The sequence below is a fragment of the Hymenobacter sp. genome, from assembly GCF_036388155.1.
GTDB lineage: Bacteria > Bacteroidota > Bacteroidia > Cytophagales > Hymenobacteraceae > Hymenobacter.
The window spans coordinates 97,527-114,068 of sequence record NZ_DASVSI010000060.1 but is presented as its reverse complement, the minus strand read 5'-3'; the positions used below and the strand labels follow the sequence as shown (position 1 = coordinate 114,068).

Annotated in this window: 16 protein-coding genes; 10 read left to right on the top strand and 6 right to left on the bottom strand. The window is 63.3% G+C overall.

The annotated features are described in order from the left end of the window. The first annotated feature begins 172 nt into the window (after window positions 1-172). The 5 genes from VF629_RS08725 to VF629_RS08705 all read left to right on the top strand — a co-directional run bounded on the left by VF629_RS08725 (window position 173) and on the right by VF629_RS08705 (window position 6,531). Window positions 173-1,132: an MBL fold metallo-hydrolase gene (locus VF629_RS08725; RefSeq protein ID WP_331058084.1), complete on the top strand. Its 960-nt coding sequence runs from the start codon at window positions 173-175 to the stop codon at window positions 1,130-1,132. Between the two features lie 173 nt (window positions 1,133-1,305). Then, the gene (hutH, locus tag VF629_RS08720; protein WP_331058083.1) at window positions 1,306-2,799 is read left to right on the top strand and encodes a histidine ammonia-lyase; all 1,494 of its coding nucleotides are present in this window, start codon (window positions 1,306-1,308) and stop codon (window positions 2,797-2,799) included. 114 nt (window positions 2,800-2,913) lie between these two features. After that, on the top strand, window positions 2,914-4,896 hold the full coding sequence (locus tag VF629_RS08715; RefSeq protein WP_331058082.1) for a gliding motility-associated C-terminal domain-containing protein: 1,983 nt from the start codon (window positions 2,914-2,916) through the stop codon (window positions 4,894-4,896). A gap of 120 nt (window positions 4,897-5,016) precedes the next feature. After that, window positions 5,017-5,355, top strand: a complete 339-nt coding sequence (locus tag VF629_RS08710) for a YbaB/EbfC family nucleoid-associated protein (protein WP_331058081.1) — start codon at window positions 5,017-5,019, stop codon at window positions 5,353-5,355. A 135-nt stretch (window positions 5,356-5,490) separates the two neighbouring features. Then, window positions 5,491-6,531, top strand: a complete 1,041-nt coding sequence (locus tag VF629_RS08705) for a glycosyltransferase family 2 protein (RefSeq protein WP_331058080.1) — start codon at window positions 5,491-5,493, stop codon at window positions 6,529-6,531. A gap of 350 nt (window positions 6,532-6,881) precedes the next feature. On the opposite strand, the gene VF629_RS08700 is transcribed toward VF629_RS08705, so the two are convergent. Next, the gene (locus VF629_RS08700) at window positions 6,882-7,100 is read right to left on the bottom strand and encodes a PspC domain-containing protein (RefSeq protein ID WP_046242767.1); all 219 of its coding nucleotides are present in this window, start codon (window positions 7,098-7,100) and stop codon (window positions 6,882-6,884) included. Window positions 7,101-7,262: 162 nt separating this feature from the next. Between VF629_RS08700 and VF629_RS08695 the strand changes: the two genes are divergently transcribed. Continuing rightward, the gene (locus VF629_RS08695; RefSeq protein ID WP_331058079.1) at window positions 7,263-9,071 is read left to right on the top strand and encodes a tetratricopeptide repeat protein; all 1,809 of its coding nucleotides are present in this window, start codon (window positions 7,263-7,265) and stop codon (window positions 9,069-9,071) included. Window positions 9,072-9,103: 32 nt separating this feature from the next. Further along, entirely contained in the window at window positions 9,104-10,216 is a 1,113-nt protein-coding gene (locus VF629_RS08690) for a pyruvate dehydrogenase complex E1 component subunit beta (protein WP_331058078.1), read from the top strand. Window positions 10,217-10,627: 411 nt separating this feature from the next. Here the strand turns inward: VF629_RS08690 and VF629_RS08685 are convergent, their stop codons facing one another. Beyond that, complete coding sequence (locus tag VF629_RS08685) at window positions 10,628-12,019, bottom strand: hypothetical protein (RefSeq protein WP_331058077.1); 1,392 nt, start codon at window positions 12,017-12,019, stop codon at window positions 10,628-10,630. Window positions 12,020-12,168: 149 nt separating this feature from the next. On the opposite strand from VF629_RS08685, the gene VF629_RS08680 reads away from it, so the two are divergent. Continuing rightward, window positions 12,169-12,735, top strand: coding sequence for a DinB family protein (locus VF629_RS08680; RefSeq protein WP_331058076.1), 567 nt, complete (start codon window positions 12,169-12,171; stop codon window positions 12,733-12,735). On the opposite strand, the gene VF629_RS08675 is transcribed toward VF629_RS08680, so the two are convergent. Then, a complete protein-coding gene (locus tag VF629_RS08675) occupies window positions 12,732-13,163 on the bottom strand; it encodes a thioesterase family protein (RefSeq protein ID WP_331058075.1) in 432 nt (143 codons plus the stop codon). The two genes, VF629_RS08680 and VF629_RS08675, sit on opposite strands and share 4 nt — an antisense overlap. A 170-nt stretch (window positions 13,164-13,333) precedes the next feature. Then, window positions 13,334-14,065: a class I SAM-dependent methyltransferase gene (locus tag VF629_RS08670; protein ID WP_331058074.1), complete on the bottom strand. Its 732-nt coding sequence runs from the start codon at window positions 14,063-14,065 to the stop codon at window positions 13,334-13,336. A gap of 128 nt (window positions 14,066-14,193) precedes the next feature. Here VF629_RS08670 and VF629_RS08665 point away from each other — a divergent pair, with 128 nt between their 5' ends. Both VF629_RS08665 and VF629_RS08660 read left to right on the top strand, forming a co-directional pair. After that, entirely contained in the window at window positions 14,194-14,367 is a 174-nt protein-coding gene (locus VF629_RS08665; protein WP_331058073.1) for a DUF2256 domain-containing protein, read from the top strand. A 96-nt stretch (window positions 14,368-14,463) separates the two neighbouring features. Further along, on the top strand, window positions 14,464-14,805 hold the full coding sequence (locus VF629_RS08660) for a hypothetical protein (protein WP_331058072.1): 342 nt from the start codon (window positions 14,464-14,466) through the stop codon (window positions 14,803-14,805). 77 nt (window positions 14,806-14,882) lie between these two features. Here the strand turns inward: VF629_RS08660 and VF629_RS08655 are convergent, their stop codons facing one another. Next, on the bottom strand, window positions 14,883-15,716 hold the full coding sequence (locus VF629_RS08655) for a molybdopterin-dependent oxidoreductase (RefSeq protein ID WP_331058071.1): 834 nt from the start codon (window positions 15,714-15,716) through the stop codon (window positions 14,883-14,885). A gap of 14 nt (window positions 15,717-15,730) precedes the next feature. Further along, a complete protein-coding gene (locus VF629_RS08650) occupies window positions 15,731-16,456 on the bottom strand; it encodes a cytochrome b/b6 domain-containing protein (RefSeq protein ID WP_331058070.1) in 726 nt (241 codons plus the stop codon). Window positions 16,457-16,542: the final 86 nt, after the last annotated feature.

Below are 16,542 nucleotides of genomic sequence, written 5' to 3'. Positions count from 1 at the left end.
CGACGCCCTAGGCGTCCGACCGGTTGTCGCAAGCACGGTATTCCGACGGCCGGTGACCGACAACCGGTCGGACGCCTAGGGCGTCGGACCGGACGGAACCAATTTTTAATAATAAGTTATATATTCAATATTAAATAAGCGCTTGTGGGAAGTGCTATTAGCCACGCTTATTATGCGCAAGCTGTCCACCCTTTTGCTGCTGGCCCTGGCGTTGCTAGGCCCAGTCCTGGCCCCGGCCCAAACGCTTAAGGTGACCCTGCTGGGCACCGGCGCGCCCATCCCCAACATCGAACGTTTCGGGCCCAGCATCCTGGTCGAAGCCGGCCCCACCAAGCTGCTGTTTGACTGCGGCCGGGGTGTCAGCCAGCGCCTCTGGCAGCTCCGCATCCCGCTGGGCACGGTGAACACCGTGTTTTTCACCCACCTGCATTCCGACCACGTGGTGGGCTTTCCCGACCTCTGGCTGACCGGCTGGCTGCCGGGCGTGTACGGCCGCCGGGCCACGCCGCTGCGGCTGTTTGGCCCGGCCGGCACCCAAGCCATGGCGGCCGCCCTGAAGCAGGCCTACGCCTGGGACTTGGGCGTGCGGGCCGACCAAGGCCCGCCGTCTGCCGGGGCCACCGTGGCGGCCACCGACATTGCGGCCGGCGTGGTGTTTGAGCAGGACGGCGTGCGCGTCACCGCATTCGAGGTGGCGCACGGCGAACACCTCAAGCCGGCTTTTGGGTACCGCGTCGACTACGCGGGGCGGTCGGTGGTGCTGTCGGGCGACACGGGTTTCAGCGAAAACCTGATTCGGGCGGCTCAGGGCACCGACCTGCTGGTGCACGAAGTAGCCGCGGCCCGCCCCGAGCTGCTGCGCGCCTCCGAAACGGCCCGCCAGATACTGAGCTACCACACCTTGCCGGAAGACGCCGCCCGGGTTTTCAACCGCGTGAAGCCCCGGCTGGCGGTGTACTCCCACATCGTGCTGCTCACCACCGACCCCGCCGTGCCGCCTCCGGCCGCGGCCGAGCTGCTGCCGCGCACCCGCGCTACCTACGCCGGCCCGCTGGAGCTGGGCGAGGATTTGATGACGATAGAAATTGGGCCTGAATTTGCGGTGCGCCGCTTTGTGCCGGTGAAAAGGTGAGCGCCGTTGGGCAGGGTGAATTCGGCGGGTGAAATGAATGCCGCAAGCCCGTTGCAGGAGTTGCGACACGGCCCGGATGGCCCCGCAAGCATGGTCATGAATTCCCCAGCTCACGTGGCAGCAGAGAGAATTTTTCGTTCTTTGCCCACCCGCTTCACCCCACCCACCCCTCAATGCCCACCCATACGATTTCGCCCACCCAGCCCCTCACCCTGGCTGCGTTGGCCACCCTGCTGGCCGACGGCCGGCCCGTTGCCCTGAGCGACGACGCCAAAGCGCGCATCGCCGCCTGCCACCACTACCTCCACCAGCGCCTCGCCCACGACAATGCCCCGATTTACGGCATCAACACCGGCTTTGGCTCGCTCTACAACGTCAGCATTGCGCCCGAGGCCCGCGCCCAGCTGCAAGTCAACCTGATGATGTCGCACGCCTGCGGCACCGGGGCCGAAGTGCCGGGCAACCTCGTGCGCCTGATGCTTTTTCTAAAAGCGCAGAGCCTGAGCTACGGCCACAGCGGCGTGCAGGTGGCCACCGCCGAGCGCCTGGTGGCCATGTACAACCGCGAAATGCTGCCGGTGGTGTATGAGCAGGGCTCGCTGGGCGCCAGCGGCGACCTGGCTCCCCTGGCGCACCTCTGCCTGCCGCTGCTGGGGCTTGGCGAAGTGAACTACCAAGGCTACCGGCTGAGCGCGGCCGACGCCATGAGCCTGTTCAGCTGGGAGCCGCTGGCGCTGCAGGCCAAGGAAGGCCTGGCCCTGCTCAATGGCACCCAGTTCATGCTGGCCTACGCCGTGGACGGGGTGCTGCGGGCCCAGCGCCTGGCTGCGGCGGCCGACGTCATCGGGGCACTTTCAACCGAGGCGTTTGGGGCGGGCGTGGCGCCTTTCAGCGAGAACCTGCACCGCATCCGGCCGCACGCCGGGCAGGTGCGAGTGGCCCAGCGCCTGCGCGAGCTGCTGGCGGGGTCGGAGCTGCAAACCCAGCCCCGGGTGGCCGTGCAGGACCCCTACTCCTTCCGCTGCCAGCCGCAGGTGCACGGCGCCAGCCGCGACGCCCTGGCCTACGTGGCGCAGGTGGTGGAAACCGAGTGCAACTCCGTCACGGACAACCCCAACATCTTTCCCGACGACGACCAGATTCTGAGCGGGGGCAACTTCCACGGCCAACCGCTGGCCCTGGCCCTCGACCACCTGGCCGTGGCCGTGGCCGAGCTGGGCAGCATTTCGGAGCGGCGCACCTACCAGCTCATTTCCGGCCAGCGCGGCCTGCCCACCTACTTGGTGGCCGAGCCCGGCCTGAACTCCGGCCTGATGATTCCGCAGTACACTGCCGCCGGCATCGTGAGCCAGAACAAGCAGCTGTGCACCCCAGCATCGGTCGACAGCATTGTGAGCAGCAACGGCCAGGAAGACCACGTGAGCATGGGCGCCAACGCGGCGACCAAGGCGCGCCGCGTTATCGAAAACGTGGAGCAAGTCTTGGGCATCGAACTGCTAACGGCCGTGCAAGCGCTGGCCTTCCGCCGGCCCGGCCGCACTTCCGACGCCCTGGAGCAAGTGGTGGAGGCGTTCGGCCAGGAGGTAAAATTTGTGGGCCAAGACCGGGTGCTGTACCCCGACCTGCACCGAGCCGCCGCCTTCGTCCGTAAGTTTGATTGGCAATAGCGACGTGCGCCGTTCGGAGGGCAGCCGTCGGGTTTACCTTGTTGAAAAATAATGGATGAGATTTGGCGAGGCGCAGACGCTATTCCGGCGCAGGCTGCGTTACGTGTGCTGCCTATGAAGCTGTTGAACCGTTGGATTTTCGTTCTGTTGCTGGTGCTGGCCGGGCAAGTGGCCAGGGCGCAAAACTGCCTGCAAGGTCCCGCCCTGAGCTGCACCTTCGTCGCCATCGACGTGAATACTAACACGCCGGTTGACGCCTTTTGTGTTGGGCGACCTGTTCGCTTCGAGCCCTGTGCTGGCCGCAACATCCCCCCGACTTTGCTGCGCTACGGGGTGCTGCCAGGAGTCGGCACCACGTTTTCGCCGAGTTGCGAGCCGCCAAATCCCTCCACCTACGTGTACACTCCGGCGGCTACGGTTGCGGCCAACGTGACGGTATCTGAACTAGCCAATGACCCTGTGGCTGGTACTGCAACCTATTACATCCGCACCTTCCGGGTGTACGACACCCCAGCGCCCACCTTTACGGTAGCGCCCTGCCCCAGCGGCTCGGCGTTGGTTACCGTAACCGACGCCGTGTATGACAGCTACACGGTGCAAGTGGGCACGGGCGCCCCGCAGGCCATAGCCCGCAACCAGGCCACGGTGGTGAGCGCAGCTGGCGGGAGCACCGTGACCGTGACGGGCCGGTACGCGGCCAATGGCGTGTGCACCGGCTCCGCCACCCAAACCCTTGCGGCGCTGGCGCCACCGGTGGTTCCCGGTTTCACTCGGCTGGCGTTGCAGGGGCCCTTGCCTGGTGGGGCGGCCACCCTCACGGTTGGCAACCTGCCCGCGGGCTACACTTACACCCTGCAACTAGCCGATGGCAGCGCGCCCGGCGGGTTTCGGGACGTGGCACCGGTGCCGGCGGGGAGCACCAGCTTTGCGCTTCCAGCTCCCACGGCAGGCTGCTACCGGGTGCTGCGCACCGACCCCTGCAACACCAGCACGGCGGCTTCGCCCCTCATTTGCACGCTTAGCCTAACGGGCAACTCGGCCCAAAACCGCAACCAGCTGCTGCTGAGCGATGCCGCCGCGGGGGCTACCACCTACACCGTGCTGCGCAACAACGTGCCCCTCAGCACGTTTCGTCCCATCCCGGGCGGGCTGGAAGACGCCGACGTGCAGTGCGGCACCGCGTATACCTATCAGGTGACGGCGACGCAGCCCGGCGGTGGCACGGCGGTGTCCAACCCCGTCACCATCACCACGCAATCCAATTTGCCGCCCCCGGCGCCGCGGCTGCTGGCCAGCTTCAACCTCAATAACGTGGTGGTGGTGAGTCCGCTTTTGACCGCGCCTTTGGCGGCTGGCATCACCTTGCGCTACCGCCGCACCGCCGGTGGCGGCCCGGCCGCCGACTTTGGCACCGCCACCGGCGTGCGGCCCCGCCGCGATTCCACGGCCCTGACCGATTTGCTGGCTGCGCCGCCCTGTTATTCGGCCCGCCTGGTTGACGTGTGTGCCAACGCCTCGGCCGAAAGCTCGGCGGCCTGCCCGGCCCTGCTCACCGCGCGGGCCGACGCCCCCGACGGAACCACGGCCAGCCTTTCCTGGACCGCCTTCACCGGCCCCGACGCGAGCATTCCGGCTACCTATGTGCTGCAGCGCGTGGACCGCAGCGGCAATCCCGTCAGCTCCGTGCCGGTGAGCGGCAACGCCTACACCGACCTGACGCCGCCGGCCAACCAGCAGGTGCTGCGCTACCGCTTGCAAATCAGCGGGGCGGGGTTGCCGCCGGGCACGTTCAGCTATTCGAACGTGGCTACCGTCACGCGCCGCCTGCTGCTCGCCATTCCCACCGCCTTCACGCCCAACGGCGACGGCCTGAATGACGTGCTGGAAGTGAAAGGCAAATACTTGGACAACTACGTGTTTGTGGTGGTGGACCGTAACGGGCAGGAGGTATTTCGCGGCACCAAGCGCACGGACGCTTGGGACGGAACCATCAAAGGGCATGCGCCGGTGCTGGGGGCCTACGTGTGGCGTTTTCAGCAAAACAATGAGGACGGTACGCCGTTCACTGCTACGGGGGCTGTTACTATTTTGAAGTAATTAGCTACCATTGGCCAACTTCTATTGCGGTTTTGGCATCGTATGGTGGACTAACGGCCGCACTTTTCGGAGCTTTGCTTGTTAGCAAGGAACTTCCAACTATTAATTGACAACAAGCACATGGCATTCGACCTGACCGGCATGATGGGCAAAGTGAAAGAGCTGCAAGACAAAATGCAGCAGGCCCAGCAGGAAATTCAACACATCACGGCCACTGGCGAAGCCGGCGGCGGCATGGTGCGGGCCACGGCCAGCGGCCACCGCAAGATATTGAAGCTCGAAATTGACGAAACCCTGCTCACGCCGCAAGACCGCGACATGCTGGCCGACTTGGTGGTGGCCGCCGTGAACAAAGCCCTCGACGAAGCCGCCGAGCAAGCCCGCCTCGAATTGCAGCGCAAAACCAGCGGCCTCATGCCCAACGTCCCCGGCCTCGACCTGAGTGGCTTTGGCGCCTAACCGACGCTGCGCTTAATGAAGAATGAGGAATTGGAAGCAGAGCGAATGAAAACCAGCAACGAGGAGGGGGAAGAAAATTTCTCCTTCCTCACTCCTCATGCTTTATCGAGCAAAGCGACATCAAGCGCAGCGCCCTTGCGTGCAGCGGCCGGTGTGTGCGCCGACGTCGCCATTGTCATCCTCAACTGGAACGGAGCCCGTTTTTTGCGGCGCTTCCTGCCCGGCGTACTCACCCACGCCGATGGTGCGCGCGTGATTGTGGCCGACAATGCCTCGACCGATGAGTCGGTGGAGCTGCTGGCCCGCGACTTTCCCTTGGTTGAGTTGCTGCTGTTGGACTCCAACCTAGGGTTTTGCGAAGGCTACAACCAAGCCCTGGCGCAGGTCGACAGCGAGTTTTTCGTGCTGCTCAATTCGGATGTGGAAGTGACCTTGGGCTGGCTGCGCCCGTTGCGGGCCCTGCTCGAAGCCAGCCCGCGCATCGCCGCCGTGCAACCCAAAATCCTGGCCCACGCCGACCCCACACACTTCGAGTACGCCGGGGCCGGCGGCGGCTACCTCGACCGGCTGGCCTACCCCTTTTGCCGCGGCCGCCTCTTCGACACCCTCGAAAAAGACCAGGGCCAGTACGACGACCCGCGCCCCGTGGCCTGGGCCAGCGGCGCTTGCCTGCTGCTGCGCCGCACCGCCTGGCAGGCCATGGGCGGCTTCGAGCCCGCCTACTTTGCCCACATGGAGGAAATAGACCTCTGCTGGCGCCTGCAAAACGCCGGGCACGAGGTGTGGTACCACGGCGGCAGCGCCGTGCACCACGTGGGCGGCGGCACCCTTCCCAAAACCAACCCGCGCAAAACCTACCTCAATTTTCGCAACGGCCTGGCCATGCTCTACAAGAACACGGCGGCCCGCGAGCTGCCGGGCAGCGTGTTGCAGCGCCTGCTGCTCGATGGCGTCGCCGGGCTGCGCTTCCTGGCCGGCGGTGAGTTCGCCAATTTCTGGGCGGTACTACGGGCACATTTTAGCTTTTACGGCAAGTTTGGCTACTGGCGCAAGCAGCGCCGGGCCGCCAGGCCGCAGTTGCGGGCCTCGCAACGCGCGGGCGTGTACAATGGCAGCTTGGTGTGGGCCTACTTCGCCGGAGGCAAGCGGAAATTCAGCGAGTTGGGCTTGAAGTAAAGCCAGTAGCCTCAAGCCGCGAGGCTGCTGGCCGTGCGTGCTGCAAGAAATAGTTTGCGTTAGCTAGAACGAGTACCCCGAAATTTCATTTCGGCCCGCCAGAACCACCGGAAAACCTTTGACCATTGTGCTACCGGGCCGAAATGAAATTTCGGGGTACTCGGGCAAACGGACTTGGATAAATCAAACAGCGGTTAATTCGATGGTTTACGCCAACATCCCAGGCCTCTGAACGGGGTAGAGGCGCACTATTTTGCGGCTCGTGGTTGAACGACTTGCGTTTGAACGAGGCATATGGCGCGGCCAATAGAGACGCAAAATAGTGCGTCTCTATTGGCCCTCGGCCGGTATTACAGGTCCCACACGGTGCTGCGCTGCTGGCGCATGGCGCGGCGCACGTTCATCCAAAAAGCTCCGGCGAAATAGAGCACGATGGGCGAGCCAAAGGTAAAAAACGAGGCGTACACGAACGACAGCCGGACGCTGCGCGTGCTAAATCCCCACTTCTGGGCAAGGGCCGAACATAAGCCAAAAGACTGTGTTTCGAGGTAGTCGGTGAAGCGTTTCATGAGCGGTAGCGGCTAGCGAAAGACAGATTCTCTGGGCTAAGATAAGGCTTTGCCCGGGCCAGGGCAAGCCCCGTTACGTAATTTTGCGGCCCTGCGGCCGACTAATTCGAAGTCTTTTACGTTTGTAAGGCCGACTTTCGTTTTCCACCGTTGCCTATTTTGATGAGTAAATTTTTGCGGCCACTGAGCCATGGGCTTTTCACAGCCACGCTTTTTTTGTCGGCCTGCGCCTTGCCGCGGGTACTAAAACAAGCCGAAGCTGGCCGCACCGTGGTGGCCCGGCCCGCCCCACTTCTGGCCTCGGGCGAATCGGTTCCGTTTGAGGTAACCGCCCGGGTGCCAGCCAACCACCTCCGCAAGGGCGTAGCTTACGAAATGCTGCTGCGCTACCGCTACGAGCACGGCCTGCGCGAAGACACGCTGGGCCGCATCGCCTTCACGGTGGGCAACTACGTGTACGACGACGAGAAGAAGGGCCAGCTGGTGGCCACACAAAAATTCACCCTGCCTAACACCCCCAACCGCAACCCCGGCGAGCTCCTGGCCCACCCCCAAGTGCGCGAGCTGAAAAAGAACGGCCGCGTGCTGCGCGGCAAAGACGACGTGCTGGTGGCCCGCGGCATTGCCGACCCCGCCCGCCTCGTGACCCGCGAAGACACCGTGCTCACGCTGCTCCCCGAAAATGCCAGCAATAACATGAGCGGCACCCGCGTGCTGCCCTTTTTCTTCGACGAAGACAAGTGGTTCATCCGCGGCTACCTGGGCACCAACGTGCAGGCCCTGGAGGACTTGATTGACGCCAACCAAAACACCAAGCAGGTCCTCATCATTGCCGGGCACTCGCCCGACTCTACCGACGCCCACAACCGCCTGCTGGCCAGCAAGCGCGTGCGCATGCTGCTGTATTACTACAAGCAACGGGTGAAAAACTTTTCGTATCTCAATAAAAACGAGAACATTCGCTACGACACGCTGGCCTACGTGCGCAAGTGGGACACCTTCCTGCAAAAGGTAACGACTTCGGCCCTGAAGCCCGACCAGATTGACTCCGTCGTGTCCATCATCAACGACACCAAGGGCACCTTCGAGCAAAAAGAAAAGGCCCTGCACAAGCTCACTTACTTCGACTACCTCGAGCAGTACATTTACCCCGTGCTCCGCTTTGGCACCGTGGCCGTGACCTACACCGCCCCCAAGCGCTACGACTCGGAAGTGTATTTGCTGTCGAAAAAAATCGTGGACAAGCAGATTGAAGCCGATGCCCTGACGCCCGAAGAGCTGCGCTACTCCGCCACGCTGACGCCGCTGCTTGCCGAAAAACAACGCATTTACGAAGTAGCTGCGGCCAACACCAACAGCTGGGAGGCCTTTCACAACCTGGGCGTGGTGCTGCTGCAGCGCGCCGAAAAGGAACCCACTCCCAAAACCCGCACCGCTTACTACCGCCGCGCCGCCGTCAACTTCACGCTGGCCGCGCACCGCAACCCCACGGCCGAGTTCTTCTACCACGCCGCCACGGCCTACCACCGCGCCGGCGACCGCCTTGAAGCCCTGCAGAACTACGATTACGCCATCAAGCTGGGTGGCCCGCGCCCGCTGCTGCGCAAAGTCTTCTCGGACCGCGCCGCGCTGGAAATCGAAGTGGGCCAGTCGGACGAAGCCCTGCGCAGCCTGCAATACGCCGGCCCTTCCTACCAAAATGCCCTCAACAAAGGCCTGATTCTGGTGGGCCGCGAAGGCTACGACCTGGCCCTGGAGCAATACAAGCTGGCCCAGACGCTGCGCCCCACGGCCGCCGCGCCGGTTTATGGCATGGCCGTGGTGGCCGCCCGCCAGAAAAATGAAGCCTCCGTGGGCGACCTCCTCAAGCAAGCCGTGGCCCTCGACCGCACCTACGCCCAGCGCGCCGTGGAGGACCTGGAGTTTCAGGATTATACCCAAGGCAAAGTATTTCGAGAGGCTCTGAAGTAGGGGGTGAGGGTATGAAGGCAGGAGGGTAAGAGTTGCCCATCGAAATAGATTATACCTCACACCCTCTTACACCCACACCCGCTTACCCTAATTTGCCCAACGCCCCGGGCTGTCGTAGCTTTGCCAGACGGCCTAAAACCGCTGTTTACCTAACCAAAACCATGCGTCAAATTCAATTTCGTGAGGCCTTGCGCGAGGCCCTGTCCGAGGAAATGCGCCGCGACCCGCGGGTGTTCCTGATGGGCGAAGAAGTGGCCGAGTACAACGGCGCCTACAAAGTGAGCCAGGGCATGCTCGACGAGTTCGGGCCCGAGCGGGTGATTGACACCCCGATTGCCGAGCTGGGTTTCGCCGGCATCGGCGTGGGCGCGGCCGCCAACGGCTTGATTCCGGTCATCGAATTCATGACCTTCAACTTCTCGCTGGTGGCCATCGACCAAGTCATTAACTCGGCGGCCAAGCTCTACTCGATGTCGGGCGGCCAGTACTCCTGCCCCATCGTATTCCGCGGGCCTACCGGCAACGCCGGCATGCTGTCGTCGCAGCACTCGCAGAACTTCGAGAACTGGTACGCCAACACGCCCGGCCTGAAGGTGGTGGTGCCCAGCAACCCCTACGACGCCAAAGGCTTGCTGAAAGCCGCCATCCGCGACCCCGACCCCGTCATTTTCATGGAATCGGAACTGATGTACGGCGACAAGGGCGAAGTGCCCGAAGAAGAGTACCTCCTCGAAATCGGCAAAGCCAACATCGTGCGCGAAGGCAAGCACGTGACGCTGGTGAGCTTCGGCAAGATGATGAAAGTGGCCTACGCCTCCGCCGATGAACTGGCCAAAGAAGGCATCGAGGCGGAAGTAATTGACCTGCGCTCGGTGCGCCCCATCGACTACGACACCCTCATCAACTCGGTGAAGAAAACCAACCGCATGGTGGTCATCGAAGAAGCCTGGCCGCTGGCCAGCATCTCGGGCGAGCTGGCCTACATCGTGCAGCGCCGCGCCTTCGATTTCCTTGATGCCCCGGTCATTCGCATCACCTGCGCCGACGTGCCCCTGCCCTACGCGCCTACGCTCATCGAAGCCTCGCTGCCCAACGTGGCCCGCGTGGTGAAAGCCGTGAAAGAAGTGACCTACGCCAAAGCGTAAGTGTGCTTATTAAGATGAAGAAAAAAGCCCCACTGGTATTCCAGCGGGGCTTTTTTATGTGTTAGCCAATTCCAATCGTTCTAGGATGCGTGGGCAGTAAGCCATTACAACGTCACGCTCATCTGGCGTCCACTTGTCGAAGCATCTCTACTGCAATAGATAAGTAGTGGTGCAGAAATAAGCGCGGAGTGGGCCGAGCCGCCGGTCCGACCGCCCGTGGCGGTCCGACCGGTCGTCGTTGTTTACCGGAACGCGCGGGCAGCAACCGGTCGGACCGCCTCGGGCGGTCGGACCGGAAAATACGCTTCCTTCTGCGCGACTACTTAAATGAATTACTTGCGCAAGCGAGATGCTTCGACTCCGCTCAGCATGACCGTTTTTTTGGATGCTTCTGCTTGCTAGCCACAAAGTTTAGAACAACGAGCGAGGACCGTACTCCAAAGTGGCTTGCGCCGAAGCGGAGACGACAAAGCACAGCCCAACAAACCCAAAGTACGCAACCAGCAACGCCAGCCGTCGGCCCGTTGCAAGGCGCCCAAATGCCTCCCAATTCCACTCGGCGGGCCAGCCGAAGCTGAGCGCCGCGCACAGCAGCAGGTGCAACGGCAGCAGGTAACGGCACTCCATGCCCATGGGCAACGTACCCAGGCACGGCAAAAGCAGCACCGCCACCACCAGCCAGCGCCGAAGTGGCCAACGGCGCCACGACGTGCGAAGCAGCAGCAAGCACACCCCAAACCACATGGTATAATTCAACCAGGCCAGCCCCCAGGTAGGTTGGTAGATGGCCTTGACATACGGAGTGGGGTATTGAATGTCGAGGCCATTGAAAAGATGCCGGGCGCCAATTCCTACGGCGGTACCCGGGTGACTAAGCATGGCCTGCACGTAGGCCTGATAGGTGGAAAAGTAAGAAACGCCGGCCTCGCGAAGGAGGTGGGAACCGGCTCGGTCCAGAAACAACGCGGCGGGGTCTGGGTAATCGATGCCGTAAGTGGTTTCGTATTTCTGCTGCTCCAGCCCCCAATTCATCTTTTCCAGGTAGAGACTGCTGGCCTGGATGCCGGCCAGGCGGGCAAGCACCAGCGGCGTGTTTTGCCCAAAATGCAGGCGGTTGATGAGCAACTGCGGCAGCAGCACCAGCGCGGCCCCGAGCACCAGCGCAGCCAGGCGCGGCCACACGTTCCTCATCGGCCGGGCATGGCACATCAGCCACCCAAAAGCCGGAACACAGGCCAGGTACACGGGCCGCATGTTGACGGCCGCGGCCACCAAAAGCCCGGCCGCGACGGCCCACGCCCAGCCGGCCCGGCCCGCCGCCACCATGCTCAGCAGGAGCAGCGCCAGCGCCGGCATGTCGGTAAGCGTGAAGTTGAAGTAGCCCCGCCAAAACGCGAACGCAAGCCCCACCAGCACCAGCCAGCGCCCTCCCGACACAGCTCGCCCCGTGACCTGCGCCCACAACTCCGGAATGGCAACGCCGAAAAGCAGCGCCGCCCAGCCCGCCCCCAGCACCTTCGACGTGGTCATGATGGACCACCCCGTGAAGTGCGCCAACAAGCGGGCCGGCAACAGCAGCAGCGGCCCCAGGTACCCCCGCAACGGGTCGTCGAAAGCCAACAGGGAGAAGCCCCCGTTTGGGGTAAACTTCAGCGACAGCTCCCAGTACTCAGCGGCATCGAAGCGGAAGTGGCTTTGCGTGTAGCCACTCAGGGGCAGGTAGATGGCGTACAGCAGCAGCACAACAAGCACCCGCACTTGGACGGGCCATGCTGCGCGCAGAAACGGTGGGTGGGGAAACATGCGGGACAAAACTAGGGGCCCAGGCCAGAAAGCGGCTGCGTGGCTCTGGAAAGCACAAGCACGGCCCCGCCCAGGGCTTGAAAAAACGCCAGTTATAATATTGGCGTACCTTTTGCGCCTCAGCGCTCGCTCCCACCAATCCCACCCTCATGAACCACCGCCTGCACCTCAAATTTGAACAACTGGAAAGGGCCACCGAGCGCCTCCTGGCCTCGGCCGAAGCGTTGGGGGCCGACAGTGCCACCGCGCCAGCGCCGGGCAAATGGTCGGCTGCCCAAGTTGTGCACCACCTGTTGTTCATCGAAGGCAACATCATTCAATATGTGCAGAAAAAGGTGCAGGCCAACGAAGAGTTGCCCAAAGTGGGCCTGCTCACCCGCCTGCGGGCGCAGCTCGTGCGCTTGCTGCTGCGCCTCCCCGGCCTCAAGTACAAAGCCCCCAGGGGCGTGGCCACGCTGACCGATGCCGGCAACGTGCCCTCGCTGCCCGAGCTGCGCCGGACTTGGGAGTCGTCGCGGCGCCAGCTGGAGCGCCTGCTCAACGAGTTTCCGGGGCGCCTGCTGAACCGGGCCATCTTCCCGCACCCGCGCTCGGGCCGGATTACCATTTACCAGGTCATGGAATTTCTGCTCGACCACCTGCTGCATCATCAGCAACAGGTGGCCCGCATTACCAAAGCCCTGCGCCCGGCCGCGGCCGTGCGAGCCACCAGCTAGCCGGCGGCGTCTTCCATCCGGGGCATGGAGGCAAACGCGGCGGCCAGCTCGGCGGGCGGCACCGTGAGCTTGCGGCGGTCGAGGTCGAGCCAGGCCCCGTCGACGGTGACCGTGGCGGCCACGCGGCCGTCGGCTTTGTAGACGGTGTGCACAATGGTCCACCGCGCCCCATCGGGCGTGGCCGAGACCAGCTGGCCATCAACGTGAATTTCTTCGCCGATGCTGATTTCCTTGAGGTATTTGGTTTCCTCCCGAAACAGGATGGGGCCCAACCGCAGCTGGGCAAAACGGGCCACGTCGAACCCAATTTTTGCCAGGACCACCACGCGCTGGTCGGCGGCGAAGTCGGCGTAGGCAGAGTGGCGCATGTGGCCGTTGGGGTCCATGTCGGCCCAGCGCGTGCGGTAAGTGACGGCGTTATCGGTCATGAGAATTTCTGGTGAAAAAGGCTAGCGGGCGAAATTGTTACTTACAGCGGCCTCGAGTATAAGTAGCGCGGACTTTGTAGTCCGCGTCCCCGGCGGACACCCGAACGATGCCCGAACGGCGCTACCGGCGCGGGGACGCGGACTACAAAGTCCGCGCTACTTTGTCCGCACTACTTTACTGGGGTGAGGCGCACGAGGTACTGCTCGTCATCGTCCTCGCCCAGGAACTCGGCGGTGTACCCGGCGGCCTCGGCTGCGTCGTTGAGCAGCGCGGCATCGACGAATAGCCAGGGGAACGTGGCTCCCTGCTGCCCTGCGTAGCTCAGCGTGTATTGGACTTCGCCGTAGTACGGCCCGTTGAGGTTGATGAGCAGGGCGCCGTCTTCGTCTTCATACAGGTAGCGGACATCCGAAGAGGTGGCCAGAATCTGGCCGTCGGGGGCCAGCATGGTGCGGGCGTGGGCCAGAAACTTGTCGAGCCCTTCCAGGGTGCCGGCCAGGCCCAAGCCGTTCATGAGCAGCAAGATGGTGTCGTAAGGCAGCTCGGTGGGCGGTAGCGGGTCGAACAGGTCGTGGCGGGCCACGGTGCGCACGCCGCGCTCGGTCATGACTTGGGCGGCCCCGGCCGACACGTCCACCGCTTTCACGTCGAAGCCGCGGCTTTGCAGCTCCAGGCTGTGGCAGCCGGCCCCGGCGCCCAGGTCCAGCACCCGGCCGCGGCATTGGTCCAGGGCCAGGCGCTCCAGCTCGGGCATTTGCAGTAGGGTGCGGAAGAAGTACGAGGCGGACAGCGGCTCGTCGTCGGCCACGTTGCAGTGCACGGTGAGCGTCGCGTCGGCGTTGCCGCGGTGGTACGCCAGTAGGCCCTGGCCCAGAATGTCGGGAGCGTTGGTGGTGGTCATAGAGGAAAAAGCCGAGCGCCTGGGTGGTGGGGCCGCAGCGGCAACCAGCGTTCGAGGCCCGAAAAGTACCCAAAACTTCGCGGGAAGCTGGCTGGTTTGCATCGCAGTTCCCCTCCTCGCTTGCCGCTATGCTTCCCTCCAAACTTCGCAAAGGCCAGTTGCCCACCAAAGTATGCGTCACCTGCGGCCGGCCGTTCGAGTACCGCAAAAAATGGCGGGCCAACTGGGAAGCCGTGAAGTACTGCGGCGAAAAATGCCAGCGCAACCGGCCAGCCGCCGATTCCAACCAACCGCCCGCGTGAGGACGGAAGCCGCGCGGCTGTATCTTTTCGCTCCCAAGCGCGTTCTGCAACCCGCGTTCCGCGCGCCACCCTCATTCTTATTCCCAGCTGCTCCCCATGGCATCCAACCTCGACTACCTGGCCCCCGCCCTCATTCCCCTGGAAGAAAAAGCCAAAGCCTTTCTCGAAACCGAAAAAGCCCTGCACCGCGCCACCGAAGCCCAAAAGCAGGGCTCCTCGGCGCAACGCGTTGGCCAGAACGACAACGAGCGCACCCAAAACCCCCAAAGCCTCAAGCAGGAATTAGCCCGGTTGGAAGCTGAAATAATTGAACTGCTGCCCACCCGCAACGAATGGGTGAAAGTGAACCTGGGCTACGGGCCCAGCCGCGTTGGGGCCTGGCTGGTGCCGGCCACCGACCAAGCTCCCGAGCACTACAAAGTGCGCGTGGTGCACTAAAATCACAACGCTACCAAAAAGCCCAGGGCGGCCGGTTCAATAGAGAGCCGGCCGCCCTGGGCTTTTTGGTAGTGGCATTAGTGGCCGGCGTCCCAATCGTAGCCCAGTTCGGCCCAATAATCCTTCGGGCGGGTGTCGGCGAAGGCGATGCTGCCAATGCGCTTGATGTGCTTGATGCCGTATTTGAGGGGCGTTACCAAGCGCAGCGGTGCCCCGTGGCCGTCGGTGAGGGGTTGGCCGTTCATTTCGTAGCACAGCAAGGTCTGCGGGTGCAAGGCGCTGGGCATGTCGAGGCCCACGAAGTATTCTTCGTCGGGCGTGCGGATGTCGACGTAAGGCGCTAGGTTGGCGGCCGGGTTTTGGGGGTCGGCCGGTTGGCCGGTGCGCGCGGCCAGCGGGTAGCGCGCCAGGAAATCGGAGAAACGTGCGCCCGTCCAGTTCACCACGGTGCTCCAGCCCTCGATGCACTTCAGCTCGGTGGTCATTTCTACGCGGGGCAAGGCTTGAATGTCGGCCAGCGAAAATTCTTGGGTGCGGCCGGTGGCAAAGTCCTTCACCTGCAAGCGCCACGCGGCCGGGTCGAGGGCGGTTTTGAGGCCTGCTTTGCCGTTTTTGCGGGGCATGCGGGCGCGGCTCCGGGGGAACTCCGGCGCCAAGCGCGTTTGCTTGTAATAGGCGCTGGTCAGGCGGCTGTTGGCGTCGAGCACTTTGCGCAGGGGCTGCGGAATGCCCGCGTCGTTGGGGCGCGAGAGCAGCCAGCCCCAGCCGCCCAAGCCCGCCAATCCGGCCAGCCCCAACCCAATAAACGAGCGGCGCGAACGCCGACGCGCCTCGGCCAATACCTCGGCTTCCGGAACGAGCGGCGGGCGGGCCTGGTCGCCCGGAACCTGCGCGGGAGTTTCGTCATTCATACGGCAAGCAACAGTTATTTGCTGGAAAGGGTGGCATCGGCGGCGGACAGGGTCGTGGGGCCGGCCTTGATTTCGCGGGTGGCGGGGTCGACTTCTTCAATCTCGAAGCCGGCCACCATGGCGCGGAAGTTGTTCCAGCCGGCGCGCACCACTTGGGCGATGTGCACCAGGAAAAACAGCACGTAGCCGATGGTGAGGGCGAAATGCAAGACGCGGGCAAACTCGTAGCCGCCCAGCAAGGTGGTGAGCCAGCCAAACTGCACGGGCTTGTAAATGGCCAGCCCCGTGAGGACTGAGCCCAACCCCATCAGTATCACGGAGGTATAGGCAATCTGCTGGGCCCCGTTGAACTTGCGCACCGGCAGCGGCTCTTTGCGCAGCCCCAGGTCGTGCAGCGTGACCTGGACGGCTTCCTTGAAGGAGTGTCGGTTGGGCAATAAGTAGCGCCATTCGCCCGAGAAGATGGTGTAGAGCACGTACAGCAGGCCATTCAGGAAGAAGACCCACATCAGCACGAAGTGCCAGGCCATGCCTTTGGCCAGCTTGTGGTCGACGTCGAACGCCTCGTAAAACGACTGCGGAAAGAACTTAAACAACGTGGTATCGCCCCAGCCCAGGCGGTACACGTCGTTGGCCCAGTATATCCACAGCCCGCTCCAAATCATGAGGCTGAGCACGGGAAAGTTCACCCAGTGAAACCAGCGGATGGCGAGCGAATGCTTTTCGATGAGCTGCTTCATAGTAAAAACGATAACACGGAAGTGCCGCAAGGTACGCCCCTGCCCTAGCCCGGCGGTGTGCCCAGTCAGACGCACAGCCTTGCTCT

Bases quoted from the DNA above. Each gene is read 5' to 3' on its own strand.
- VF629_RS08710 (WP_331058081.1), top strand. From the start codon at position 5,017: ATGGCATTCGACCTGACCGGCATGATGGGCAAAGTGAAAGAGCTGCAA.
- hutH (WP_331058083.1), top strand. From the start codon at position 1,306: ATGCCCACCCATACGATTTCGCCCACCCAGCCCCTCACCCTGGCTGCG.
- VF629_RS08715 (WP_331058082.1), top strand. From the start codon at position 2,914: ATGAAGCTGTTGAACCGTTGGATTTTCGTTCTGTTGCTGGTGCTGGCC.
- VF629_RS08685 (WP_331058077.1), bottom strand. From the start codon at position 12,019: ATGTTTCCCCACCCACCGTTTCTGCGCGCAGCATGGCCCGTCCAAGTG.
- VF629_RS08650 (WP_331058070.1), bottom strand. From the start codon at position 16,456: ATGAAGCAGCTCATCGAAAAGCATTCGCTCGCCATCCGCTGGTTTCAC.
- VF629_RS08670 (WP_331058074.1), bottom strand. From the start codon at position 14,065: ATGACCACCACCAACGCTCCCGACATTCTGGGCCAGGGCCTACTGGCG.
- VF629_RS08700 (WP_046242767.1), bottom strand. From the start codon at position 7,100: ATGAAACGCTTCACCGACTACCTCGAAACACAGTCTTTTGGCTTATGT.
- VF629_RS08695 (WP_331058079.1), top strand. From the start codon at position 7,263: ATGAGTAAATTTTTGCGGCCACTGAGCCATGGGCTTTTCACAGCCACG.
- VF629_RS08660 (WP_331058072.1), top strand. From the start codon at position 14,464: ATGGCATCCAACCTCGACTACCTGGCCCCCGCCCTCATTCCCCTGGAA.
- VF629_RS08665 (WP_331058073.1), top strand. From the start codon at position 14,194: ATGCTTCCCTCCAAACTTCGCAAAGGCCAGTTGCCCACCAAAGTATGC.
- VF629_RS08675 (WP_331058075.1), bottom strand. From the start codon at position 13,163: ATGACCGATAACGCCGTCACTTACCGCACGCGCTGGGCCGACATGGAC.
- VF629_RS08680 (WP_331058076.1), top strand. From the start codon at position 12,169: ATGAACCACCGCCTGCACCTCAAATTTGAACAACTGGAAAGGGCCACC.
- VF629_RS08725 (WP_331058084.1), top strand. From the start codon at position 173: ATGCGCAAGCTGTCCACCCTTTTGCTGCTGGCCCTGGCGTTGCTAGGC.
- VF629_RS08655 (WP_331058071.1), bottom strand. From the start codon at position 15,716: ATGAATGACGAAACTCCCGCGCAGGTTCCGGGCGACCAGGCCCGCCCG.